Source organism: Pseudomonas sp. H1_A03, assembly GCF_054685145.1.
Window position 1 is genome coordinate 677,889 of sequence record NZ_CP162829.1, and the last position, 25,942, is coordinate 703,830.

A 25,942-nucleotide genomic window follows, 5' to 3' on the forward strand; every position below is an offset into this window, starting at 1 on the left:
AATAGTTAGCATGTTTTGGTCACTGGCGATCCTCGCCTACCTGCTCGGCTCGCTGTCCTTCGCCATTTTGCTCAGCCGCCTGACGGGAAACCCCGATCCGCGAATGAGTGGCTCAGGCAATGCCGGCGCCACCAATATGTTGCGCCTGGCCGGTAAGAAACTCGCCGTACTCACGCTGCTGGGCGACGTGTGCAAGGGCTTGCTGCCCGTGCTGATCGCCAGCCTCGCCGGCCTTACCCTGCAACAACAGGCCTGGATCGGTGTATGCGCCGTCCTCGGCCATCTGTTTCCACTGTACTTCCGCTTTCGCGGTGGCAAAGGCGTCGCAACGGCAGCCGGCATGCTGCTGGGGATTTACCCACCGGCGGCATTGCTGGCCGTACTTGCCTGGCTCCTGACGTTCTACCTGACCCGCACCAGCTCACTCGCCGCGCTGATCGCCACCCCGCTCACCCTGCCGCTATTGGCCTGGCAAGAACCGGCGGCGTTGTTGCCGATGAGCGCACTGACACTGCTGATCGTCTGGCGCCACCGGGGCAATTTACGCGACCTGTTTGCCGGGCGCGAACGGCATTTTTAAATACGTCCGATGAGCCCGGCTCACGTTGCGGCCCTAGAGCGGCGACAACTGCTCCATCGGCCAGCGCGCCTGCACGCTGATCGCCAGGCTTTCGTGCTGACCCGCCTGCAAGCGTTGGCAACCGGCATAGGCGATCATCGCGCCATTGTCGGTGCAGAACTCTGGCCGCGCGTAGAACACGTCGCCCTTCATCTCGCCGAGCATTTTTTCCAGTGACGTGCGTAAAGCCTTGTTGGCACTGACGCCGCCTGCGATTACCAGGCGCTTCATGCCCGCCTGTTTCAGGGCGCGCTTGCACTTGATGGTCAAAGTCTCTACCACGGCCTGCTGGAACGCCAGCGCGATGTCGCAACGGGCTTGCTCACTGTCGTCCCCGGCGCTGACGCTTTGCTGCCAGGTGTTCAGCGCAGAGGTTTTCAAACCACTGAAACTGAACATCAGGCCAGGCCGATCGCACATCGGGCGTGGGAAGGTATAACGGCCGGCAACACCTTTTTCGGCAAGACGGGCGATTTCCGGACCGCCGGGATAATTGAGGCCCATCATCTTCGCAGTTTTGTCGAACGCTTCACCGGCGGCGTCATCCAGGGATTCACCCAAAAGGGTGTATTGGCCGATTCCATCCACCTGAACCAGCTGCGTATGGCCGCCGGAAACCAACAAAGCGACGAACGGGAACTCTGGTGGTGTTTTTTCCAGCATGGGCGCCAATAAATGGCCTTCCATGTGGTGCACACCAAGGGCTGGAATGCCCCAGGCAAAAGCCAGCGCCTGGGCGCAAGAGGCCCCAACCAGCAGGGCTCCGACCAATCCGGGGCCAGCAGTGTAGGCGATCGCGTCGATCTCGGTCGGCACGCAGCCGGCCTCATCCAGCACCTGGCGAATCAGGGGCAGCATGCGTTTGACGTGATCACGGCTGGCCAGCTCCGGCACCACGCCGCCATAGGCGCGGTGCAGGTCGATCTGACTGAACAGCGCATCGGCCAAGAGCCCGCGTTCACTGTCGTAAAGTGCGACACCGGTTTCGTCGCAGGAGGTTTCAAGTCCCAGTACTAGCATGGGTTTGCGCCTTGTAGAGGCTAGATTCGAAGGCGCGCATAATAGTCGCCACTCCCCCTCCCGACTAGCGGTTTTCGATCAGAGGCTTTGCATTCCGGGCAATGAGGGGTTAACATCCGCAACCCTTAAAAACCGACGACCTCAGCCGCGAATTTTTTGCGACGAGAACGTTGATCCCGGTAATGAAAGAAGGTAGCTCTGGATGCCAGCCGTCAAAGTTAAAGAGAACGAACCCTTCGACGTAGCTCTGCGTCGTTTCAAGCGCTCCTGCGAAAAAGCCGGTGTACTGGCTGAAGTTCGTAGCCGCGAATTTTACGAGAAGCCAACTTCTGAGCGTAAGCGTAAAGCAGCAGCCGCTGTTAAGCGTCACGCCAAGAAAGTTCAGCGCGAACAGCGCCGCGCCGTTCGTCTGTACTAATACACAGACGTCCGTAGCAAGCTTCTGCCAAGCCCGGCCCTCAGCCGGGCTAATGGCATTTGCGGATATCGCTTGATGCTTCACTGTTGACGCCGCACATGCGACCGAGACAACTGCTTCACACGTCAGGACTGGCTCTTTTGCCAGCGGTGCACGTCTCTTCTGACGAGCCTAACAAGGCTACTGACGCGCACACTTATTATTCAAGCAGGCGATCAACTGTATCGACTGTGCCCGACAATGCGCTTCCGAGGCCCGCCATTGGCCAAGACCGGAGGCCGGGGCAACATTTCCATGCCGAAAACCTGATTGAAATTAACGTCAGTGAACCATCGGCAGATACACTTCCTGAAAGCCCAAGCAGACAACCGATGATCGAGCCAGACGATACGTGCGCTTGAGCACTTAGCGGGCCCTCATTTACACGCAGTGATGACGAGAACGCCATGGCCGGGCTGATTCCCCAGAGCTTTATTGACGACCTTCTGAACCGCACCGACATCGTCGATGTTGTCAGCTCGCGCGTGCAGCTGAAAAAAGCCGGCAAGAACTACACCGCCTGCTGCCCGTTCCACAAAGAGAAAACCCCATCGTTCAGCGTCAGCCCCGACAAACAGTTCTACTACTGCTTCGGTTGCGGCGCAGGCGGTAACGCTCTGGGCTTTCTCATGGACCACGACAACCTGGATTTCCCCCAGGCGATCGAGGACCTGGCGAAAGCCGCCGGCATGGAAATCCCTCGCGAAGAAAGCGGCCGACCGCACAAACCGCGGCAACCCACCGATTCGCCGCTGTACCCGCTGCTGACCGCCGCTGCCGACTTTTACCGTCAGGCACTTAAAAGCCATCCGCAGCGCAAGGCCGCCGTCGATTACCTCAAGGGCCGCGGCCTCACCGGTGAAATCGCCCGTGACTTCGGCCTCGGCTTCGCCCCGCCCGGCTGGGACAACCTGTACAAGCACCTGAGCAGCGATACCCTCCAGCAAAAAGCCATGATCGACGCCGGCCTGCTGGTTGAAAACGCCGAAACCGGCAAACGCTATGACCGCTTTCGCGACCGCGTGATGTTCCCGATCCGCGACAGCCGTGGCCGCATCATCGCCTTTGGTGGTCGAGTACTGGGAGATGACAAGCCCAAGTACCTGAACTCCCCGGAAACCGCGGTATTCCACAAAGGCCAGGAACTCTACGGCCTGTTCGAGGCGCGCAAGAACAACCGCAACCTCGATGAGATCATCGTGGTTGAAGGCTATATGGACGTGATCGCGCTCGCCCAACAGGGCCTGCGCAACGCCGTGGCCACACTCGGCACCGCCACCAGCGAAGAACACATGAAACGCCTGTTCCGCGTGGTGCCCAGCGTACTGTTCTGCTTTGACGGCGATCAGGCCGGCCGCAACGCCGCCTGGCGCGCGCTTGAGGCAACGCTGTCGAGCCTGCAGGATGGGCGTCGCGCACGCTTCCTGTTCCTGCCTGAAGGCGAAGACCCGGACACCTTGGTGCGCTCCGAAGGCACCGACGCGTTCCGCGCGCGCATCAATCAACATGCACAGCCCCTGGCAGACTATTTTTTCCAGCAACTGACCGAAGAGGCCGACCCGCGCTCCCTCGAAGGCAAGGCACACATGGCCACCCTCGCGGCGCCGTTGATCGATAAAGTCCCAGGCGCCAACCTGAAATCACTGATGCGCATGCGCCTGCTGGAAATTACTGGGCTGAGCGGCGAAGCCGTCAGCCAGCTGGTGCACAACGCACCGCAGGAGGCGCCGCCGGCCTATGACCCAGGCATGGATTACGACGCCATGCCCGACTACGCCGACTTCCACCAACCGCAGGAGGCCTACACGCCCCAGCAGGAGTGGACACCGAAGAAGCCCGGCGCCGGCGGCAAGAAATGGGACAACAAACCCTGGAGCAAGAACGGCAAGCGCGGCGATCGCGATGAGGCCTTCGCCCCGCGAACGCCTGTGGCCGTTGAAGCGCCAACGCTCATTGCGTTGCGCACGCTCATCCATCACCCGCAACTGGCGGGCAAGGTCGAGAGCGCCGACCATTTTGCCAATGCGAGCAATACCTATGCTCAGGTTCTGATCGCCTTGATCGAGGCGGTACAGAAAAATCCTAAGCTAAACTCAATTCAGCTGATGGCTCGCTGGCATGGCACCGAGCAAGGCCGCCTATTGAAAGCCCTCGCGGAAAAGGAGTGGCTAATTGACGGCGATAACCTTGAACAACAGTTTTTAGACACCATTACTAGGTTATCCGCGGGTCAGCACACGCAGACCCTCGATGAACTCATCAAGAGAGCAAGGCAGCCTGGATTATCGGCTGAAGAGCAAATTCAGATAGCAAAACAGATGCGCGACCTCTTAAAACAGAATGTTTCCGCATCAAACCCGACCTCAGCTGGCGTGTGAGGTCATAGCTCGGGTATAATCCTCGGCTTGTTTTTTGCCCGCCAAGACCTTCAGTGGATAGGGTGTTATGTCCGGAAAAGCGCAACAGCAGTCTCGTATCAAAGAGTTGATCGTTCTCGGTCGTGAGCAGGGTTACCTGACTTACGCGGAGGTCAACGACCACCTGCCTGAGGATATTTCAGATCCAGAGCAGGTGGAAGACATCATCCGCATGATTAACGACATGGGGATCAACGTATTCGAAGCTGCGCCAGATAAGGATTCTCTTATGCTGGCGGACGCCGATACCGACGAGGCTGCAGCTGAAGAAGCTGCTGCCGCGCTGGCTGCTGTGGAGACCGATATCGGTCGTACCACCGACCCTGTGCGCATGTATATGCGTGAAATGGGTACCGTCGAGCTGCTGACACGCGAAGGCGAAATCGAAATCGCCAAGCGTATCGAAGAGGGCATCCGTGAAGTGATGGGCGCAATCGCGCACTTCCCTGGCACGGTTGACCATATTCTCTCCGAGTACACCCGCGTCACCACCGAAGGTGGTCGCCTGTCCGACGTGCTGAGTGGCTACATCGACCCGGACGACGGCATTGCGCCGCCTGCCGCCGAAGTGCCGCCGCCTGTCGACCCGAAAGCGGTGAAAGCCGACGACGATTCCGAAGACGACGATGCTGAAGCCAGCAGCGACGACGAAGATGAAGTTGAAAGCGGTCCGGATCCGATCGTGGCTGCCCAGCGTTTCGGTGCGGTTTCCGATCAAATGGAAATCACCCGCAAGGCGCTGAAAAAGCACGGTCGCGGCAATAAGTTGGTCATTGCCGAGCTGGTGGCGCTGGCCGAACTGTTCATGCCGATCAAGCTGGTACCGAAGCAATTCGAAGGCCTGGTTGAGCGTGTTCGCAGTGCCCTTGAGCGTCTGCGTGCACAAGAGCGTGCGATCATGCAGCTCTGTGTCCGTGATGCGCGCATGCCGCGTGCCGACTTCCTGCGCCAGTTCCCGGGCAACGAAGTTGACGAAAGCTGGTCCGACGGCCTCGCCAAAGGCAAAGGCAAATACGCCGAAGCCATTGGTCGCCTGCAGCCGGACATCATTCGCTGCCAGCAAAAGCTGATCGCACTGCAGACCGAAACCGGTCTGACGATTGCCGAGATCAAGGACATCAACCGTCGCATGTCGATCGGTGAGGCCAAGGCCCGCCGCGCGAAGAAAGAGATGGTCGAAGCGAACTTGCGTCTGGTGATTTCCATCGCCAAGAAGTACACCAACCGTGGCCTGCAATTCCTCGACTTGATCCAGGAAGGCAACATCGGCTTGATGAAGGCTGTGGACAAGTTTGAATACCGTCGTGGCTACAAATTCTCGACTTATGCCACCTGGTGGATCCGTCAGGCGATCACTCGCTCGATCGCCGACCAGGCCCGCACCATCCGTATTCCGGTGCACATGATCGAGACCATCAACAAGCTGAACCGCATTTCCCGGCAGATGTTGCAGGAAATGGGTCGTGAACCGACCCCGGAAGAGCTGGGCGAACGCATGGAAATGCCTGAGGACAAAATCCGCAAGGTATTGAAGATCGCTAAAGAGCCGATCTCCATGGAAACGCCGATTGGTGATGACGAAGACTCCCATCTGGGTGACTTCATCGAAGACTCGACTATGCAGTCGCCAATCGATGTCGCCACCGTTGAGAGCCTTAAAGAAGCGACTCGTGACGTACTCTCCGGCCTCACTGCTCGTGAAGCCAAGGTACTGCGCATGCGTTTCGGCATCGACATGAATACCGACCACACCCTTGAGGAAGTCGGTAAGCAGTTTGACGTGACCCGTGAACGGATCCGTCAGATCGAAGCCAAGGCGCTGCGCAAGTTGCGCCACCCGACGCGAAGCGAGCATCTACGCTCCTTCCTCGACGAGTGATACCAGAACCCCCGGCCCAGGCCGGGGGTTTTGTTTTGTATCGATAAAACCTTCCGCAACACCCCTCCCCCCGTAATGCCCGTCTACACTCGAAACATTCCCCGTGCCATAACGAGACCGTTATGCCCAGACTGCCGGCTGTGTTTTTACTGTGGCTGCTGACCTGGACCGCAACGGCTGGCGCGTTGAGTCTCAGCGATGATGAGCGCGGCTGGCTGGCGGACCATCAGGAGTTGCGCCTGGGAGTGGACGCGTCATGGCCACCCTTTGAATACCGTGACGAAGATGGCCGCTACCAAGGCCTGGCGGCGGATTACGTGCGCCTGATCCAGGATCGCCTCGGCGTGCGAGTCAAGTTGATCGAGCCGGCGAACTGGGGCGCCGTGCTGGAGCTGGCCCGGAACAACCAAATCGACCTGCTGCCTGGCATCATGTCCACGCCGGAACGCCAGAGCTACATGGCGTTTACCCGCCCGTACCTTGATTTCCCCATCGTCATCCTGGCCCACGAAGGCGGCGCGAAACCACGCACCCTTAAGGACCTCTACGGATTGAAGATTGCCGTGGTGGAAAACTACGCGCCCCATGAGTTGCTCCGCACCCACCATCCCGACCTCAATCTGGTGGCCATGCCGAATGTCAGCTCGACCCTGCAAGCCTTGGCCACCGATGAGGTGGATGCGGTGGTCGGCGACCTGGCCTCAAGTGTCTGGAACCTGCGCCAACTCAAGCTCGACGGTTTGTACGTCAGCGGTGAAACGCCCTACCGCTACCAACTGGCGATGGGCGTACCGCGCGACAACAAAGTACTGGTGGGCATCCTCGATAAGGTACTGGCCGACCTCAGCCCGGAAGAAACCGATGCGATCCAACAACATTGGGTTGGCAGCCTTACCGATCACCGCACCTTCTGGAGGGATCTGCTGACTTACGGCCTGCCTGCGGTACTGTTGCTGAGTACCGTGCTGGCCGTGGTGATTCGGATCAACCGCCGGCTCAGTTCGGAAATTTCCCGCCGCGGCGCCCTCGAACAGGAACTGCGCAGCAGCGAATATCACTACCGCGGCTTGGTGGAAAGCCTGTCCGCCATCGCCTGGGAAGCCAGTATCACCGATTTCACCTACAGCTATGTTTCGCCCCACGCGGAGGAATTACTGGGTTATCCGCGTGCCCACTGGCTGATCCCGGGGTTCTGGCGCAACATCATTCACCCCGCCGACCTGACCCGCACCGAGGCCTACTGCTACCGGGAAACCCGCGCCAATCGCGACCACAGCATCGACTACCGGGTGATCACCGCCGACGGGCGCTGCTTATGGGTGCGCGACATCGTCAGCCTGATTGAGCACGGCCATGAGCCCGTACTGCGCGGCTTGATGATCGATATCAGCGAGGCCAAGCGCACTGAAGAAGCCTTGCAACTGTCCGAGCAAAAATTTGCCTCGGTGTTCCAGCAATGCCCAGACATGCTAGTGATCGCACGGCTGTCTGATGGCTGCTTGCTGGAGGTGAACAAGGCGTTCGAAGACCAGATTGGCCTGACGGCGCAACAGGTCGTCGGCAAAACCGCCACCGAACTGAATATCTGGGGCATCCAGGGTGTCGGCCCCGACCTGCTGCAACAGGTGCAGACCACCAGCATCCGCAATCTCGAAATGCCCTTTCTGCGCAGCAATGGCCAAGCCTTCACCGGGCTGATTTCCGCCGAGCCGTTCCAATTGGACACCACCGAGGCCATCGTGGTGGCGGTGCGAGACATCACTCAACTCAAGGAAACCCAGCAACAACTGCAAACCTCCGAAGAGAAATTCGCCAAGGCCTTCCACGCCTCCCCCGACGGCTTGCTGCTGAGCCGACAGCATGATGGACTGTTGATTGAAGTGAACGATGGTTTCAGCCGAATCACGGGGTTCACTAGCGCAACATCCCTCGACCAATCAACCCTGGACCTGGGCATCTGGGTCGACCTCAACGAACGCAAAGACATGCTGGAACTGATGCAGCGCGATGGCTTTGTGCGTGATTTCATCTGCCATATTCGTCGCAACGATGGGCAGATTCGCCTGTGCGAATTGTCCAGCCGCCCGCTGCCTATCGGCGACGACGACTGCATGCTGACCATTGCGCGGGACATCACCGAACGCCAACTGATGCAGGAAAAACTGCAACAGGCCGCCACGGTGTTCGAGAGCACGGCCGAAGGCGTCTTGATCACTGATATCCGGCAGAACATCAGCGCCGTCAACCGCGCCTTCACCGAGATAACCGGCTACAGCGAGGCCGAAGCCCTTGGCCATACGCCGCGCCTGCTCGCCTCCGGCCTGCATGACAGCGCCTTCTACGCGGCGATGTGGCACCAACTGACAACTCAAGGGCATTGGCAGGGCGAGATCTCCAACCGACGCAAGAACGGCGAGCTGTACCCCAGCTGGCTGACGATCAGCGCAGTGCGTAATCGCGATCAGTTGATCACGCACTTCGTCGCGGTGTTTGCCGACATCTCCAGCCTCAAACTGGCCCAGGCCCGCCTAGATTACCAGGCGCATCACGATCCATTGACCGGCCTGCCCAACCGCACTTTGTTCGAAAACCGACTGCAGGCCGCCCTCAATGGGCATCAAGAAACCGGCAAACAGGGCGCCGTACTGTTTCTCGATCTGGACCGCTTCAAACACATCAACGACAGCCTCGGCCACCCGATCGGCGACTTGCTGCTCAAGGACATCGCGGTGCGCCTCAAGGAACAACTGCGCGACATCGACACCGTTGCTCGCCTGGGCGGCGACGAATTCATCATCCTGCTCCCCGGCTTGCAGCACCCCAGCGATGCCCAATACCTGGCCAATAAACTGCTGGCCTGCTTCACCCCACCCTTCCAGGCAGGTGAACACGAGTTCTTCATCAGCGCCAGCATCGGCACCAGCCTGTACCCGCAGGACGGTACCGACGTCGCGACGCTGGTCAAAAATGCCGACGCTGCGATGTACCGCTCCAAGGCCAAGGGACGTAACCGGGTCGAAAGCTATACCCGCGACCTGACTGCGCAGGCCAACGAACGCGTGGCACTCGAACATGAACTGCGCCGCGCCATCGAGCGCGATGAACTGACCCTGTACTACCAGCCAAAACTGAGCCTGAATACTCAAGCACTGATCGGCGCCGAAGCGCTGATCCGCTGGCGCCATCCCACCTTTGGCGACGTGCCGCCCGAACACTTCATTGCCCTCGCCGAAGAGAACGGCATGATCCTGCAGATCGGTGACTGGGTGCTGGAACAGGCCTGCCGACAAATGCATGCCTGGCAAGGCACTTTCGACGAATTCGGCCCCCTGTCGGTCAACCTGGCCGGCGCCCAACTGCGTCACCCCGGCTTGCTGGCTCGCATCGAACAGCTATTGCGCGACTACCGGCTCGACCCAGGCTGCCTGCAACTGGAGATCACCGAGAACTTCATCATGAGCCAGGCCGAAGAAGCGCTGGAGGTACTGCACCAGCTCAAAGACTTGGGCGTACAACTGGCCATCGATGATTTTGGCACCGGCTATTCATCCCTCAGCTACCTCAAACGCCTGCCGCTGGACTTCCTCAAGATCGATCAATCCTTCGTCCGCGGCCTGCCCGACGACCCCCACGACGCAGCGATCGTGCGCGCCATTATCGCCCTGGGCCACAGCATGCAATTCACCATCATCGCCGAAGGCGTGGAGAACCCCGCACAGCAAGCCTTCCTGGCTGCCGAAGGCTGCGAACAGATGCAAGGCTACATCGTCAGCCTGCCGCTACCGCCCGAGCTTTTTGCCGCGACTTTTCTTCGTATGAGCATTGAGGATTTTTCGGATAGCACAGCGGGGAAACCATCGCTATAATCCGCGACCTACTGAGGGCCTATAGCTCAGTTGGTTAGAGCAGGGGACTCATAATCCCTTGGTCGTAGGTTCGAGTCCTACTGGGCCCACCAAACTAGAAAGCCGCGCAATGCGCGGCTTTTGTGTGTCTGGAAGACTGTAATATGCTCCCATCGCCGCCCTTATCGGAGCCCCCCTTGCCCGCCCTAGATGAAATCGACCGCCAGCTAATAGCCGCCCTGCAAATCAACGCGCGCGAAAGCGTGGCCATGCTTGCCCGGCAGCTCGGCATCGCGCGCACCACGGTAACGTCGCGCCTGGCGCGCCTGGAGAAAACCCAGGTGATCACCGGTTATGGTGTGCGTCTCGGCCAGCGGGTGGTGGATGGTGGTTTGCAGGCGTATGTTGGCATCACCGTGCAGGCACGCTCGGGTAAAGAAGTGTTACGCAGGCTGAGTGCCATCGCGCAGGTGCAACAATTGTGCGCGGTCAGTGGCGAGTTCGATTACGTGGCCTGGCTTCGCACTGACTCGCCGGAGCAGTTGGACCAATTACTCGACCAGATCGGCAGTGTGGACGGCGTGGAGAAAACCACGACCTCAATCATCTTGAGTAACAAATTGGATCGCGGACAGCCAATTTGACCACCAACTTCGTCATTATGACTAAAAACAATCCAATCCGACGACACTTTGCGTCTTATTAACGAACGCTACGCTCCCTAAACTGGCTGCCATCTTTTCCTATACTCAGCGGGCCACGTCCGCCCAGTCGCCAGTAAGGTCAGCCATGAGCATTCCGTCCAGCACCATCAGCAAGACCAATCGCCACCCTGCAGACGGTAAGAAACCCATCACCATCTTTGGCCCGGATTTTCCGTTTGCCTTTGATGACTGGATCGAGCACCCGGCCGGCCTGGGCAGCATTCCCGTCGCCAACCATGGCGCCGAAGTGGCGATCGTCGGCGCAGGGATCGCTGGCCTGGTTGCCGCCTACGAACTGATGAAACTGGGTCTCAAGCCGGTGGTGTATGAAGCTTCGAAAATGGGCGGCCGCCTGCGCTCCCAAGCCTTCGAAGGCGCCGAAGGCATCATCGCCGAGCTGGGTGGCATGCGCTTCCCGGTGTCGTCCACCGCGTTCTACCACTACGTGGACAAACTCGGCCTGGAAACCAAACCCTTCCCCAACCCGCTGACCCCAGCCTCCGGCAGCACGGTGATTGACCTGGAAGGCCAGACTCACTACGCACAAAAACTGTCCGATCTTCCTGCACTGTTTCAAGAAGTCGCCGACGCCTGGGCCGACGCCTTGGAAGCCGGCTCGCAGTTCGGCGATATCCAGCAAGCCATCCGCGACCGTGACGTGCCACGCCTCAAAGCGCTGTGGAATAAGCTGGTACCACTGTGGGACGACCGCACCTTCTACGACTTCGTTGCCACTTCCAAGGCTTTCGCCAAGTTGTCGTTTCACCATCGCGAAGTATTCGGCCAGGTCGGTTTCGGCACTGGCGGCTGGGATTCGGACTTCCCCAACTCGATGCTGGAAATCTTCCGCGTGGTGATGACCAACTGCGACGATCACCAACACTTGGTCGTCGGCGGCGTGGCCCAGGTGCCGATGGGCATTTGGCGCCATGTGCCGGAGCGTTGCGCCCACTGGCCGGCCGGCACCAGCCTCAGTTCGTTGCACCGTGGTGCGCCGCGGGCCGGGGTGAAACGCATCGCACACGCCGCCGATGGCCGCTTTGCCGTCACCGACAATTACGGTGACACCCGCGAATACGCCGCCGTGCTCACCACGTGCCAAAGCTGGCTGCTGACCACCCAGATCGAATGCGACGAAACCCTGTTCTCGCAAAAGATGTGGATGGCCCTGGACCGCACCCGCTACATGCAGTCATCAAAAACTTTCGTGATGGTTGACCGCCCGTTCTGGAAAGACAAAGACCCGGAAACCGGCCGCGACCTGATGAGCATGACCCTCACGGATCGCCTGACCCGTGGCACTTATCTGTTCGACAATGGTGACGATAAGCCGGGTGTGATTTGCCTGTCTTACTCGTGGATGAGCGATGCGCTGAAGATGCTGCCGCAGCCCATCGATAAACGCGTGAAACTGGCCCTCGACGCGCTGAACAAGATCTACCCGAAAGTCGACATCAAGGCGCGCATCATCGGCGACCCGATCACGGTGTCCTGGGAAGCCGACCCGCATTTCCTCGGTGCCTTCAAAGGTGCATTGCCCGGCCACTATCGCTATAACCAGCGTATGTATGCGCACTTCATGCAGAAGGACATGCCCGCCGAGCAACGTGGGATTTTTATCGCAGGTGACGACGTTTCCTGGACCCCGGCCTGGGTCGAAGGCGCAGTGCAAACCTCATTGAACGCGGTATGGGGCATCATGACCCACTTCGGCGGCAGTACTCATCCGGAGAACCCAGGGCCGGGTGATGTGTTCGACGAAATCGGGCCGATCGCCCTGGCCGAATAAGGAGCTGAGCATGCGCGTTGCCCTGTACCAATGCCCACCACTGCCGCTGGACGTGGCCGGCAACCTCAAGCGCCTGCACCAACTGGCGCATGAAGCGTCCGGCGCCGATGTACTGGTGCTGCCGGAGATGTTTCTCAGCGGCTACAACATCGGCGCTGAAGCGGTGGGCGCGTTAGCTGAAGCGCAAGACGGGCCGTCCGCACAGGCGATTGCCGAACTGGCCAAAGCCGCCGGGCTGGCAATCTTGTACGGTTACCCGGAACGTGCCGAGGACGGCCAGATCTACAACGCCGTGCAGTTGATCGACGCCCACGGCCAGCGCCTGTGCAACTACCGCAAGACGCATCTGTTTGGCGATTTGGACCACTCGATGTTCAGTGCCGGCGACGACGATTTCCCGCTGGTGGAATTGAATGGGTGGAAGCTCGGCTTCCTGATCTGCTACGACCTGGAGTTCCCGGAAAACACCCGGCGCCTGGCCCTTGCGGGTGCCGAGTTGATACTGGTGCCCACCGCCAATATGGTGCCGTTCGACTTTGTGGCCGATGTCACCGTGCGGGCGCGGGCCTTCGAGAACCAATGTTATGTGGCCTACGCCAATTACTGCGGGCACGAAGGCGAGATCCAGTACTGCGGGCAAAGTAGCATCGCGGCACCGAACGGCGAGCGTATAGCCCAGGCTGGCCTGGATGAAGCCTTGATTGTCGGTACGCTGGAGCGCCAATCGATCATCAATGCGCGCGCTGCCAATCACTATCTGCAAGATCGCCGCCCCGAGTTGTACGGCGCGCTGTACAAGCCCTGACCCGACGGGTTGGGTAGCGGTTTGTTAACATAGCCACTTCCTATGTTTCGGAAGTGCCCATGCCTGCGCCGGCCCACCCTCATCACCTTCACCTGACCCTGGCCAATGGCTTGCGGGTTTCCTTGCATCATGCCCCGCGTTTGAAGCGTTGCGCTGCCGTTTTGCGGGTGTCGGCCGGCAGCCATGACGTGCCATTGGCCTGGCCGGGGTTGGCGCACTTTCTGGAACATTTGTTGTTTCTCGGCACCGAGCGTTTTCCCACCACAGAGGGGTTGATGGCCTACGTGCAACGTCATGGGGGCCAAGTCAATGCGAGCACCCGTGAGCGCACCACGGCGTTCTTCTTTGAGCTGCCGGCGTCAACGTTTACCGGTGGCCTGGAGCGCTTGGCGGACATGCTGTCCCAACCACGCCTGGCGCTGGAGGATCAGCTACGCGAACGCGAGGTGCTGCACGCAGAGTTCGTCGCTTGGTCCAAGGATGTCGGGGCGCAGCAACACGTCGCGCTGCTGCAAGGCCTGGCCGCGGACCATCCGCTGCGGGGTTTTCATGCGGGCAACCGCGACAGCCTGCCGGTGGAGCGTGAGGCATTCCAGCAGGCATTGCGGGAATTCCACGCGCATTTCTATCAGAGCGGGCAGATGACGCTGAGCTTGGCCGGCCCACTGTCGCTGGATGAACTGCAATGCCTGGCACAGCAGTTCAGTGAACAACTGACCTCAGGACCTCTACGCCCACAATCTGCGCCACCGGCTTTGATGCAGGGTGAAGCGCGCAGCTATCAGCACATCGCCAATGACCACCTGCACCACGTCATCACGTGTGACGCGCCGCGTGAAGCACTGGATTTTCTCTGTGCCTGGCTGAATGCCTCGGCCCCCGGCGGATTGCTGGCTGAACTGAAAGCGCGGCAACTGGCGAGAGCACTGCAGGCGTCGGTGCTTTATCACTTCGCCGGGCAAGCTGTGCTGGATATCGACTTCACGCTTAGCGCCCAAGATAAGTCGGCTACGCAGATAGAGGCGTTGCTGCACGATTGGCTGAGCTTTTTCGCACAGAGCGATTGGACTTCACTACGGGAAGAGTTCGCGCTGTTGGCCGTTCGTCAACAACAGGTCCAAGGCGCGCTGGCATTGGCCAGACACGACAGCCAGGCTCTTTCGGAACAGGATGTCGTCGCCCTCAAGGCCATGCTTGATTCGCTGCGCCTGCCACCTTCCGCGCACACTTGGCAACTGCCGCCGAACAACCCGTTCCTACGACCATCAGTCAAGGAAGAACGCGCCGGCCTGATTCGCGGCCAGACCAGCGCCCACCGGGGGTTGCGCACCTTCGCCCAGGATCGCTCCCGCGGGCGTCGGGAGGTGTCGGCATTGAACTTCAGCCAGGCGCTGGCGGACGACAGTGGTGAAGGTGCCCTGTATGTGCAATGGCAGTCGGCCCCCACCGGCCTGGAGAGCGCATTGCAGGCGTTGTGTGAAAATGCGCGTCAGGCGGGTGTCGAATTGTCGTTCGAAAGCCTGGGCAATGACGCGCTGGTAAAAATGATAGGGCTGCTGGAACCCATACCCGCCGTGCTGGAGGTTTTGGCGCAGAGTCTGACTCAACCGCAAGAGGCGCAACCTGCCTCACCGCCGATGATCGCCATTCGAGAGTTGCTAAAGGCCCTGCCCGCTTGCTGCTCCGCCAGCACTCCTCGTTCTGAATCGTGGGCCACCGCACGTTGGAAAGGCCTGGGGATGGGTTTCCCCGCGACGTATGAATCCGCAATCAAAACAGCAGCGGCCCGCTTGCCAGGGCAGCCTGCGAGCCTCGATCAAGTACTCCCGTCCCTCAGCGGTCAACGCGTGTGGCATGAGGTGAAAATCGGCTCTGACGAAGCTGCGTTGCTGTTGTTTTGCCCAACACCCAGCCAATCCCTGGCAGACGAAGCCGCGTGGCGACTGCTCGGCCATCTGCTCCAAGGGCCGTTCTACCAAAAGCTGCGGGTAGAACTGCAAATCGGCTACGCCGTGTTCAGCGGCATCCGACAGATAAACGGCCAGACCGCCCTGCTATTCGGCGTACAGTCCCCCAGCGTTTCCCTGGAAGGCATCGCAGATCACCTGCAAACCTTCCTGGCGCAACTGCCAGCACTGATCAATGGCTGCGACGACCTCGGCAACCTGGATCTGGCGCAACAGTTTTCAGCCCAGGCACTGCCCAACGCTCAGGCTGCCGACCTGCTCTGGCATGCCCATCTGGCTGGCCATTCGTCGGGTTACCTGGAGCAGCTTCAATCCAGGATCCAAGCCTGTTCCCGCGAAATGCTGCAGCACGCCGCCCAGCAATTGAACGACGCCACAGGCGGCTGGCGCTGCGTCGCCAACGGCGCGCGCATCTCGGCGACCTGGCAAGCGGCAGACTGATCATTGCCGCCCCTGCAAAAGGCTTTTTCCACCAAGACAGCGCTAACTTGAAAATAATTGCGTAACATTCCCACGCACACCTCTGAACATCTCCGACTGGAGGTGGACTATATGTATTACTTGGTAGTGAACGTCCCATCCCTTCGTAGGAGTAAGAACATGACTTGGTCCAAACCTGCTTACACTGATCTGCGCATCGGTTTCGAAGTCACCATGTACTTCGCCAGCCGTTAATCCGCTGGGTAATACAACGCCTCGGTTCGCCCGGGGCGTTTTTGTTTTGAGCTTGATGGAGCGACCATGTTTGTCCAGATCTTAGGTTCCGCCGCCGGCGGTGGTTTCCCGCAGTGGAACTGCAACTGCGTGAACTGCGCTGGTTTCCGCGATGGCAGCCTGCGGGCGCAAGCGCGTACCCAGTCATCCATTGCGATCTCCGACGATGGCGTGAACTGGGTGCTGTGCAATGCCTCGCCGGATATCCGCGCGCAACTCCAGGGTTTCGCGCCGATGCAACCGGGCCGCGGCCTGCGTGACACCGGCATCAGCGCGATCATCCTGATGGACAGCCAGATCGACCACACCACCGGCCTGTTGAGCCTGCGCGAGGGTTGTCCGCACCAGGTGTGGTGCACCGACATGGTCCATGAAGACCTGAGCACCGGCTTCCCGCTGTTCACCATGCTGACCCACTGGAACGGCGGCCTGGCCTGGAACCGCATCGAGCTGGACGCCAGCTTCAGCATCCCGGCCTGCCCCAACCTGCGTTTCACCCCGCTGCCACTGCGCAGCGCCGCACCGCCTTATTCGCCGCACCGTTTCGACCCCCACCCCGGTGACAATATCGGCCTGATCGTCGAAGACCTGCGCACCGGCGGCAAACTGTTCTACGCCCCAGGGCTGGGCAAGGTCGACGCGCCACTGCTGGAAATCATGGCCGGCAGCGACTGCCTGTTGGTGGACGGCACGATGTGGGATGACGATGAAATGCAGCGCCGTGGTGTTGGCACCCGCACCGGCCGCGAGATGGGCCACCTGGCACAGAACGGCCCCGGTGGCATGCTCGAGGTGCTGGAGCAATTGCCCGAGCAGCGCAAGGTGCTTATCCATATCAACAACACCAACCCGATCCTCGATGAAGACTCCCCCGAGCGAGCGGAATTGGTGCGGCGCAATGTCGAAGTGGCCTACGACGGCATGAGCATTGAATTGTAGGAGCAGACAATATGACTGACGCACCGCTAACGCCCGCCGAATTTGAAGCAGCCCTGCGCGCCAAGGGCGCCTTCTACCATATCCATCACCCGTACCACGTGGCGATGTATGAAGGGCGCGCCACTCGCGAGCAGATCCAAGGCTGGGTCGCCAACCGTTTCTACTATCAGGTGAACATCCCGCTGAAGGACGCCGCGATCCTGGCCAACTGCCCGGACCGTGAAATCCGTCGCGAGTGGATCCAGCGCCTGCTCGACCACGATGGCGCACCGGGTGAGGACGGCGGTATCGAAGCCTGGCTGCGCCTGGGCCAAGCAGTCGGCCTCGACCCGGACCAACTGCGCTCCCAGGAACTGGTGTTGCCCGGCGTGCGTTTTGCGGTGGATGCCTACGTCAACTTCGCCCGCCGTGCCAGTTGGCAGGAGGCCGCCAGCAGTTCATTGACTGAGCTGTTTGCGCCGCAGATCCACCAGTCGCGCCTCGACAGTTGGCCACAGCATTACCCGTGGATCGACCCAGCCGGTTATGAGTATTTCCGCACCCGCCTGGGCCAGGCCCGGCGCGACGTGGAGCACGGCTTGGCGATCACCCTGCAGCACTACACCACCCGTGAAGGCCAAGCGCGCATGCTGGAAATTCTCCAGTTCAAACTGGACATCCTGTGGAGCATGCTGGATGCCATGAGCATGGCCTATGAACTGAAACGCCCGCCGTATCACAGCGTCACCGAGCAGCGGGTGTGGCATAAAGGGATCGCCCTATGAGCTTTGATCGCAGCAAAAAACCCACCTGGCGCCAGGGCTATCGTTACCAGTACGAGCCTGCGCAAAAAGGCCATGTGCTGCTGTATCCCGAGGGCATGATCAAGCTCAACGACAGCGCCGCACTGATTGGTGGTTTGATCGACGGCGAGCGCGACGTGGCCGCGATCATCGCCGAGCTGGATAAACAATTCCCCGGCGTGCCCGAGCTCGGCGAAGACATTGAGCAATTCATGGAGGTCGCCCGTGCTGAGCACTGGATCACCCTTGCCTGAGAAGCCAGCCATCGGCCTGCCGCTGTGGCTGCTGGCTGAACTGACCTACCGCTGCCCGTTGCAGTGCCCGTACTGCTCCAACCCGCTGGATTTTGCCGAGCAGGGCAAGGAGCTGAGTACCGAGCAGTGGATCAAGGTGTTTCGTGAGGCTCGCGAGATGGGTGCCGCACAACTGGGGTTTTCCGGCGGTGAGCCGCTGGTGCGCCAGGACCTCGCCGAGCTGATCGCCGAGGCGCGCAAGTTGGGTTTCTACACCAACCTGATCACTTCCGGCATCGGCTTGACCGAGCAGAAGATCAGCGATTTCAAGAAGGCTGGCCTGGACCATATCCAGATCAGTTTCCAGGCCAGCGACGAACAGGTGAACAACCTGCTGGCCGGCTCAAAAAAAGCTTTCGCGCAAAAATTGGAAATGGCCCGTGCGGTGAAAGCCCACGGCTACCCGATGGTGCTGAACTTCGTCACCCATCGGCACAATATCGACAAGATCGACCGCATCATCGAGTTGTGCATTGCGCTTGAAGCGGACTTTGTCGAACTCGCCACCTGCCAGTTCTACGGCTGGGCGCAGCTCAATCGTGTGGGGTTGCTGCCGACCCGGGAACAACTGGTGCGCGCCGAACGCATCACCAATGAATACCGCGCCAAGCTGGAAGCCGAAGGCCACCCCTGCAAGCTGATCTTCGTCACCCCGGATTACTATGAGGAGCGCCCTAAAGCCTGCATGAATGGCTGGGGCAGTATCTTTCTGACAGTCACGCCAGACGGCACCGCCCTACCCTGCCACGGCGCCCGACAGATGCCGGTGCAATTTCCCAATGTGCGTCACCACAGCATGCAGCACATCTGGTACGACTCGTTTGGCTTCAACCGCTTTCGCGGCTATGACTGGATGCCCGAGCCGTGCCGTTCATGCGATGAAAAGGAAAAGGACTTTGGCGGATGCCGTTGCCAGGCCTTCATGCTCACGGGGGATGCGAGCAATGCCGACCCGGTGTGCAGCAAGTCTGATCAGCACGGCATCATCCTGCAGGCGCGGGAAGAAGCCGAACACGCCACCCAGACCATCGAGCAGCTGGCCTTTCGCAATGAGCGCAACTCACGGCTCATCGCAAAAGGCTGACGGCCTCAGCGCTTGGCGATGATGTACACCGCGTGGATAACGCCAGGGAAGTAACCGCACAGGGTCAGCAGGATGTTCAGCCAGAACGCGCCGCCGAGACCCACTTGCAGGAACACACCCAGTGGCGGCAGCAGAATGGCGATGATGATACGAATGATGTCCATGGGTAAGCTCCAAAAAAATCGGCTCGTGCGAGCCGTGTAGCTAATCGACCTTGGGCGTTCGTGAGGGTTCAGTGGATTCTGGCGTTGAGCCATCTTGAAATGAAGAACCAAAAAAATGCCCCCAGCCAAAATAATCAGGCCGGAGGCGCCGCGTATGCCGCGAGACGGTTCAGGAAAATAGGGGGTTAAACGGCGATGCCCTTGCGGCATTGCAGTTGCGCGGTGCGCACGCGGGAGAAGGCGCGGGCCAGGCGCAGGAGCATTTCGTCGATGTTGCTTTTGCTCACGGTTAAAGCAGGAGTGAATCGCAGGCAGTTGGGTTGTGGGGCGTTAAGGATCAGCCCTTCGTGCAGTGCTGCTTTTACGACAGCATCTGCGCAATCATCCGACAACATCAGCCCCCACATCAGGCCATCGCCGCGCAGTTGTCCATGGTCGTAGCGGTAGGCCAGGCGGGCGAGGCCTTCGCCGAGATAGACGCCGGACTCACGCACTTGCTCCAGAAAACCGTGTTGCAGCACCGTATCGAGCACCGCCAACCCCGCCGAGGCCATTAGCGCATTGCCATGATGGGTGCCTTCCAGCTCGCCCACTTCAAAACAGCACGCTTTGCCGCGTGCCAGCAGCGCTGCGAGGGGGACGCCGCCGCCCAGGCCTTTGCCAAGGGTGATGATGTCGGCGCGGACGCCGTATTGCTGTTCGGCGAGCAACGTGCCGCAGCGGCCAATGCCGGTTTGCACTTCGTCGAGAATCAGCAGGATCCCCAGTTCGCGACACAAACGTTCTACACCTTTGAGATAGTGCTCCGTCGCGGGAATCACCCCGGCTTCGCCCTGGATCGGCTCGAGCATGATCGCGACGGTTTGCGCGTCGACTGCGGCGTGCAGGGCTGGCAAGTCGTTGAAGGGGACATGGCTGAAGCCCGGCAACTGCGGTTCGAAACGGTTTTCTAAGGCACCCGCCGAGGCCGACATTGCCGCGAAGCTGCGACCGTGACAGGCACTGCTGGCGCTGATGATGCGGTAGGCACCGCCGCGATACAGCTGGCCCCACTTGCGCGCCAGTTTGATCGCGGCTTCGCAGGCTTCCGCACCACTGTTGAGCAGGTACGCCTGATCGCTGCCGGTGCGATGGCACAGGCGGTCGACGAGGTTGAGTTGGGCACGGTTGTGCAGGCCGTTGCCAGGGTTGATCAGTGTCTGAGTCTGGTCGGCCAGCGCTTTGATCAACACTTGCGGGCTGTGGCCGAGGCTGTTGGCGGCGCTGCCCTGGCTGAAATCCAGATAGGCACGGTCGTCGCTGTCCCACAACCAGGAGCCTTGGCCGCGCACAAATACTTGAGGCGGCCGGGCCAGCGTGGGCATCAGAGCGGCGCTGGAAAGACTGTCGCGCGGGGCGTCGAGGACCAGGTCGTCCAGGCTCGGCACGGGGCGGCGCAGAGTGAACAGGTTCACAAGCCACCCCCCTTTGGCAACCGGACCTTGGTCGGTACTCGCCGTGTAACCTGGTTGAAGATTGTTAGCCTTGCCTATGTAAACGCCATCAACATAAACACTGTTCATTGCCCGATCCGGCCCTGTAAGCCCTGCGAATAGGCGCTAGACTAGGCGGCTCGGGGGCCACCGGCCATTTCGTTTTTCCAGCTTTTTCGATAAGTAAGCCTTATGGATTTCAAGCAACTGCGTTATTTCGTCGCGGTGTATGAGGAAGGCCACGTAGGCCGTGCTGCGGAACGCCTGTCGATCTCCCAACCGGCACTGTCCCAGCAGATTCGCCAGTTGGAACAGAACCTCGATGTGAGCCTGTTCGAGCGCAGCAGCAAGCGGCTATTACCGACACTGGCGGCGCACACGCTGTACAACCACGCCCTGCCGCTGATTGATGGCTTGCAACAGGCGGTCGAGGCGTTGCGTAACTTCAAGGGCCAGGCAATGCGCACGTTGGCTATCGGTGTGCTGCAAACCGTGCACACCAGCCTGGTGCCGCAGATGCTCGAGCGCGTGCGCAAGGCCCAGCCGCACTTGGTGGTGCAGATCTACGAGTTGACCGGGATTGAAATTGAACGGCGCCTGCTCAACGGTTCGCTGGACATCGGTATCAGCTACCTGCCGCCCCGCCAGCCGGGGTTGCACGGCGTGTTGTTGTATGAAGACGAATTGAAGGTGGTCCTCCCGGAGGATCATCCCCTGCGGGAATTCAAGAAGGTTTCGCTGAAGCAGGCGGCGGAGTTACCCATGTTGCTGCTGGGCGAGGAGTTCCAGGTGAGGCAGATCTGGCAGGGCCAACTGGCCAACCTCGGCCGTCGCCCGCAAGTGCAGGCCGAGCTCAATACCATGGTGGGGATTCTCGACAGCTTGCCTCACACAAAGCTTGCGACAGTACTGCCAGGGCGTTCCCAGGACGAACACAACAGCCAGGCGCTGTTGTGGAAACCCTTGAGTGAACCCAGGGTGCCGCTGAAAGTGGGCTTGGTGTGTCGCGACGTGCAACGTCAGCAAGCGACAATGGCGTTACTGCGCACCTTGCTGGAAGACGTGATGAATGCACCGCAGGCACCGGCATGACTTTTTCGCAGGCAAAAGAAAACCCCGCCGAAGCGGGGCTTTGCAGACTGTTTCCCTGACATCCATTTCACTCCGCCGTCCTGGCAGAATCCTACGTGTCCGTGTTGTTGCTTTGCGCTTCCTGCGCGACGTCCATGTGAAGTAGATTATCCGTGGATCCAATATGGCGATAGAGGACGAATAGCAGCACGTCATGTAAGAGAATGCTTACACGCCCTCCATTCCCTTAGAACAGGGCTTCATCCAGCAGAAACAGCGATTCGCTGCCGGCTTTTACCGACGCACTCAGCGAATGGATACGTGGCAACAGGCGCGCAAAGTAGAAGCGCGCAGTGCCCATCTTGCTGGCGTAGAAGTCTTCTTCAGACTCCTTGCCCAGCGCCGCCTTGGCCATGCGCGCCCACATATAGGCGTAGGCCATGTATCCAAATGCATGCAAATACTCAACGGACGCCGCGCCGATTTCATTCGGGTCTGTCTTGGCGCGATCCAGGACCCAGGCGGTCAGTTCATCCAGGTTATCCACCGCCGCGCTCAGCGGTGTGGTGAATTCAGCCAGCTCGGCACCGGCCGAGGCAATGAACGCGCGGATCTCATCGGCAAACAAGGTGTAGAACGCCCCGCCGCTGCCGACGATCTTGCGCCCCATCAGGTCCAGCGCCTGGATGCCGTTGGTGCCTTCGTAGATCTGGGTGATGCGCACATCGCGCACCAGTTGCTCCTGGCCCCACTCGCGAATGTAGCCGTGGCCGCCAAACACCTGCTGGCCGAGCACCGTGGTTTCCAGGCCCAGGTCGCTCAAGAACGCCTTGGCCACTGGGGTCAGCAACGCCACCAGGTTATCCGCACGTTCGCGGGCCGCGGCATCGTCGCTGAACTTGGCGATATCCAGTTGCGTCGCCACGTAGGTGGAGAAGGCACGCCCGCCTTCATTCGCAGCCTTCATGGTCAGCAGCATGCGGCGCACGTCCGGGTGCACGATGATCGGGTCAGCCGCTTTGTCCTTGGCCTGCGCGCCGGTCGGCGCACGGCTTTGCAGGCGGTCACGCGCGTATTCAATGGCATTCTGGTAAGAGCGCTCGCCGGATGCCAGGCCCTGGATACCCACACCCAAACGCTCGTAGTTCATCATGGTGAACATCGCCGCCAGACCACGGTTCGGTTCGCCCACCAGAAAACCCACGGCTTCGTCGAAATTCATCACACAGGTCGCGGACGCCTGGATCCCCATTTTATGCTCGATCGAGCCACAGCTCACCGGGTTGCGTGCGCCCAGGCTGCCGTCGGCATTCACCATGAACTTCGGCACCAGGAACAGCGAAATGCCCTTGGGACCGGCCGGCGCATCCGGCAGTTTGGCCAGCACCAGGTGAATGATGTTGTCGGTGAGGTCGTGTTCGCCACCGGTGATAAAGATCTTGGTGCCGCTGACTTTGTAGGAACCGTCCGCCTGCGGCTCCGCCTTGGTACGGATCATCCCCAAGTCGGTACCGGCATGGGATTCGGTCAGGCACATGGAGCCTGCCCATTCACCGGAATACATCTTCGGCAGGTAGGCGGCCTTGAGTGCTTCGCCGGCGTGCGTGGCAATCGACACGCAGGCGCCGGAGGTCAGCATCGGGTACAAACCGAATGCCAGGCTTGACGAGTTGATCATCTCTTCGACCTGGGCTGACACGGCCTTGGGCATGCCCATGCCACCGAAGGCAGGGTCGCCGCCTACGCCAACCCAACCGCCTTCGGCGTAGGTTTTGTAGGCCTGCGGGAAACCGTCCGGCGTAAACACCGCGGTGTTGTCCCAGCGGCAACCTTGTTCATCGCCACCGCGGCTGAGCGGGGCGATGGATTTGGCGGTGACCTTGCCGGCTTCTTCGAGGATGGCCTCTACGGTTTCGGCGTCAACGGTGTCTGCCAATGCCGGCAATTGGGCCCACGTGTCGGCGACCTCAAAGACTTCGTTGAGGACGAAGCGCATATCACGCAGCGGCGCTTTGTAATCAGCCATGGCAAACCTCGTAAGAACGTGAAAAGTGATTCGGTAGGATCGGTTTTACAGGCTCCGAGTGTACCCGAACAACTTTTCAGACACATAGGGTCCACTTGTGACTGATAGGTATTTTTAAGTCATCACAGCGCAAATGCCTCCGCAGGCAGACTCATCAGGCATTCGCTGCCCGCCTCCACCGCCGCGCGGTGCGTGGCAGTACGCGGCAGCAGGCGCTTGAAGTAGAAGTCGCAAGTGGCCAGCTTGGCCTTGGCGAAATCAGCGTCTTGCTGGTCAAGGGCAGCAATCGCCATGCGCAGCCACAGGTAAGCGAGCACCACGTAGCCGCTGTACATCAAGTAATCCACTGCCGCCGCACCGACTTCATCGGGGTTCTTCATCGCGGCCATACCGACCTGGGTGGTCAGTTCGCCCCATTCCCCGTTCAGTTGATTGAGCTGCGCTACATAGGCCCTGAGTTGCGGATGCTCGGCATGCGCGGCGCAGAACTTGTGCACGATTTTGGTAAACCCGCGCAGCAACTTGCCCTGGCTGCCCAGCACCTTGCGCCCCAGCAAGTCGAGGGCCTGGATGCCGTTGGTGCCTTCATAGATCGGCGCAATCCGCGCATCGCGGGCCAGTTGCTCCATGCCCCATTCGCGGATGTAACCGTGGCCGCCGAAGACCTGCATGCCGTGGTTGGTCACCTCCAACCCGGTATCGGTCATAAAGGCTTTGCAGATGGGCGTGAGGAACGCCAACAGGTCTTCGGCGTCCTGGCGTTGGGCGGCGTCGCTGCTCAGGTGTGCGGTGTCGAGCAATTGCGCGGTGAAGTAGGTCAGCGCGCGGTTGCCTTCGTTGAAGGCTTTCATGGTCAGCAACATGCGGCGCACATCGGGGTGCACGATGATAGGGTCGGCGGCTTTTTCCGGAGCCTTGGCGCCGGTCAGCGAGCGCATTTGCAAGCGATCGTTGGCGTACTTGATCGCCCCCTGGAAGCTTGCCTCGCCATTGCACAGGCCCTGCATGCCGGTGCCCAGGCGCGCATGGTTCATCATGGTGAACATGCAGTTGAGGCCTTTGTTCGCCTCGCCTATCAGGAAACCTCTGGCACCGTCGAAATTCAGCACACAGGTGGCCGAGGCCTTGATGCCCATCTTGTGTTCGATGGAGCCGCAGTGCACCGCGTTGCGCTCGCCGGAATCGGCATGGAACTTGGGCACGATAAACAGCGAGATGCCCTTGGTGCCCGCCGGCGCATCCGGCAGCTTGGCCAGCACTAAGTGGATAATGTTGGCACTCATGTCGTGTTCGCCGGCCGAGATGAAGATCTTGCTGCCGGTAACCGCATAGCTACCGTCCGCCTGGGGCACGGCGCGAGTCTTGATCAGGCCCAGGTCGGTGCCGCAGTGGGCTTCGGTGAGGCACATGGTGCCGGTCCATTCGCCGGCGGTGAGTTTGTTCAGGAACGTATCTTTTTGCTCGGCGGTGCCATGGGCATGGATCGCCGACATTGCGCCGTGGGTCAGCCCTGGGTACATGCCCCAGGAGGTGTTGCTGGAGCCGATCATTTCGCTGAGCACCAGGCCCAGCGACTGCGGCAAGCCTTGGCCGCCATACGCCGGGTCCGCCGCCACACCGTGCCAGCCACCTTCCACGTACTGGGCGAAGGCTTCCTTGAAGCCCTTCGGCGTGGTGACGACGCCATTGTCGAAATGGCAGCCTTCTTCATCACCGCTGCGGTTGAGCGGCGACAGCACGTTCTCGCAAAATTTGGCGCCTTCTTCGAGGATCGCATTGACCATGTCCGGGCTGGCGTCGGTTGCTCCCAACGCGGCGTAGTGGCCGTGGAAATCAAATACGTTGTCGATCAGAAAGCGCATGTCGCGCAGGGGAGCTTTGTAGTCAGGCATGGC

The 25,942-nt window shown here is 60.2% G+C and carries 20 protein-coding genes and 1 tRNA gene; 16 read left to right on the forward strand and 5 right to left on the reverse strand.

All coding sequences use genetic code 11. The annotated features are described in order from the left end of the window. Positions 1–10 precede the first annotated feature (10 nt). Positions 11–580, forward strand: coding sequence for a glycerol-3-phosphate 1-O-acyltransferase PlsY (plsY, locus tag AB4O35_RS03235; protein WP_065871796.1), 570 nt, complete (start codon positions 11–13; stop codon positions 578–580). A 33-nt stretch (positions 581–613) separates the two neighbouring features. On the opposite strand, the gene tsaD is transcribed toward plsY, so the two are convergent. Beyond that, positions 614–1,639, reverse strand: a complete 1,026-nt coding sequence (tsaD, locus tag AB4O35_RS03240; RefSeq protein WP_065871797.1) for a tRNA (adenosine(37)-N6)-threonylcarbamoyltransferase complex transferase subunit TsaD — start codon at positions 1,637–1,639, stop codon at positions 614–616. Positions 1,640–1,841: 202 nt separating this feature from the next. On the opposite strand from tsaD, the gene rpsU reads away from it, so the two are divergent. The 14 genes from rpsU to pqqE all read left to right on the forward strand — a co-directional run bounded on the left by rpsU (position 1,842) and on the right by pqqE (position 19,314). Beyond that, positions 1,842–2,057 carry a 30S ribosomal protein S21 gene (gene rpsU / locus AB4O35_RS03245; RefSeq protein WP_002551877.1) on the forward strand — a complete coding sequence of 72 codons (216 nt, stop codon included), beginning with the start codon at positions 1,842–1,844 and terminating at the stop codon, positions 2,055–2,057. A 446-nt stretch (positions 2,058–2,503) separates the two neighbouring features. Beyond that, positions 2,504–4,474, forward strand: coding sequence for a DNA primase (gene dnaG / locus AB4O35_RS03250; RefSeq protein WP_065871799.1), 1,971 nt, complete (start codon positions 2,504–2,506; stop codon positions 4,472–4,474). Positions 4,475–4,541: 67 nt separating this feature from the next. After that, positions 4,542–6,392 (forward strand): RNA polymerase sigma factor RpoD, encoded by a 1,851-nt coding sequence (gene rpoD, locus AB4O35_RS03255; RefSeq protein WP_065871800.1) that lies wholly within the window; start codon positions 4,542–4,544, stop codon positions 6,390–6,392. 122 nt (positions 6,393–6,514) lie between these two features. Beyond that, complete coding sequence (locus AB4O35_RS03260; protein ID WP_065880136.1) at positions 6,515–10,258, forward strand: bifunctional diguanylate cyclase/phosphodiesterase; 3,744 nt, start codon at positions 6,515–6,517, stop codon at positions 10,256–10,258. A 15-nt stretch (positions 10,259–10,273) separates the two neighbouring features. Continuing rightward, positions 10,274–10,350, forward strand: a tRNA-Ile gene (locus tag AB4O35_RS03265). Positions 10,351–10,434: 84 nt separating this feature from the next. Then, a complete protein-coding gene (locus AB4O35_RS03270; RefSeq protein ID WP_065871802.1) occupies positions 10,435–10,881 on the forward strand; it encodes an Lrp/AsnC family transcriptional regulator in 447 nt (148 codons plus the stop codon). A gap of 166 nt (positions 10,882–11,047) precedes the next feature. Continuing rightward, on the forward strand, positions 11,048–12,730 hold the full coding sequence (locus AB4O35_RS03275) for a flavin monoamine oxidase family protein (RefSeq protein ID WP_065871979.1): 1,683 nt from the start codon (positions 11,048–11,050) through the stop codon (positions 12,728–12,730). A 10-nt stretch (positions 12,731–12,740) separates the two neighbouring features. Next, positions 12,741–13,535, forward strand: a complete 795-nt coding sequence (locus AB4O35_RS03280) for a carbon-nitrogen hydrolase family protein (protein ID WP_065880137.1) — start codon at positions 12,741–12,743, stop codon at positions 13,533–13,535. A 59-nt stretch (positions 13,536–13,594) separates the two neighbouring features. Continuing rightward, complete coding sequence (gene pqqF, locus AB4O35_RS03285; RefSeq protein ID WP_065945499.1) at positions 13,595–15,943, forward strand: pyrroloquinoline quinone biosynthesis protein PqqF; 2,349 nt, start codon at positions 13,595–13,597, stop codon at positions 15,941–15,943. Between the two features lie 159 nt (positions 15,944–16,102). Continuing rightward, entirely contained in the window at positions 16,103–16,177 is a 75-nt protein-coding gene (gene pqqA / locus AB4O35_RS03290) for a pyrroloquinoline quinone precursor peptide PqqA (RefSeq protein WP_003194766.1), read from the forward strand. 66 nt (positions 16,178–16,243) lie between these two features. After that, entirely contained in the window at positions 16,244–17,155 is a 912-nt protein-coding gene (gene pqqB, locus AB4O35_RS03295; protein ID WP_065871805.1) for a pyrroloquinoline quinone biosynthesis protein PqqB, read from the forward strand. An 11-nt stretch (positions 17,156–17,166) separates the two neighbouring features. Then, a complete protein-coding gene (gene pqqC / locus AB4O35_RS03300; RefSeq protein ID WP_065871806.1) occupies positions 17,167–17,919 on the forward strand; it encodes a pyrroloquinoline-quinone synthase PqqC in 753 nt (250 codons plus the stop codon). Further along, on the forward strand, positions 17,916–18,191 hold the full coding sequence (gene pqqD / locus AB4O35_RS03305) for a pyrroloquinoline quinone biosynthesis peptide chaperone PqqD (protein WP_046069808.1): 276 nt from the start codon (positions 17,916–17,918) through the stop codon (positions 18,189–18,191). Before pqqC ends, pqqD begins: the two co-directional genes overlap by 4 nt. Next, positions 18,184–19,314, forward strand: coding sequence for a pyrroloquinoline quinone biosynthesis protein PqqE (gene pqqE / locus AB4O35_RS03310; protein WP_065945500.1), 1,131 nt, complete (start codon positions 18,184–18,186; stop codon positions 19,312–19,314). The genes pqqD and pqqE overlap by 8 nt, the downstream gene beginning before the upstream one ends. Positions 19,315–19,319: 5 nt before the next feature. On the opposite strand, the gene AB4O35_RS03315 is transcribed toward pqqE, so the two are convergent. Both AB4O35_RS03315 and AB4O35_RS03320 read right to left on the reverse strand, forming a co-directional pair. Then, positions 19,320–19,478: a YqaE/Pmp3 family membrane protein gene (locus tag AB4O35_RS03315; RefSeq protein ID WP_049711246.1), complete on the reverse strand. Its 159-nt coding sequence runs from the start codon at positions 19,476–19,478 to the stop codon at positions 19,320–19,322. Between the two features lie 185 nt (positions 19,479–19,663). Further along, entirely contained in the window at positions 19,664–20,932 is a 1,269-nt protein-coding gene (locus AB4O35_RS03320) for an aspartate aminotransferase family protein (protein WP_065945501.1), read from the reverse strand. A gap of 210 nt (positions 20,933–21,142) precedes the next feature. Here AB4O35_RS03320 and AB4O35_RS03325 point away from each other — a divergent pair, with 210 nt between their 5' ends. Next, a complete protein-coding gene (locus tag AB4O35_RS03325) occupies positions 21,143–22,042 on the forward strand; it encodes a LysR family transcriptional regulator (RefSeq protein WP_065945502.1) in 900 nt (299 codons plus the stop codon). A gap of 226 nt (positions 22,043–22,268) precedes the next feature. Here the strand turns inward: AB4O35_RS03325 and AB4O35_RS03330 are convergent, their stop codons facing one another. Together AB4O35_RS03330 and AB4O35_RS03335 are read right to left on the reverse strand one after the other, a co-directional pair. Beyond that, positions 22,269–24,047: an acyl-CoA dehydrogenase C-terminal domain-containing protein gene (locus AB4O35_RS03330; protein WP_065871810.1), complete on the reverse strand. Its 1,779-nt coding sequence runs from the start codon at positions 24,045–24,047 to the stop codon at positions 22,269–22,271. Between the two features lie 122 nt (positions 24,048–24,169). After that, on the reverse strand, positions 24,170–25,939 hold the full coding sequence (locus AB4O35_RS03335; protein WP_065880141.1) for an acyl-CoA dehydrogenase C-terminal domain-containing protein: 1,770 nt from the start codon (positions 25,937–25,939) through the stop codon (positions 24,170–24,172). Positions 25,940–25,942 lie beyond the last annotated feature (3 nt).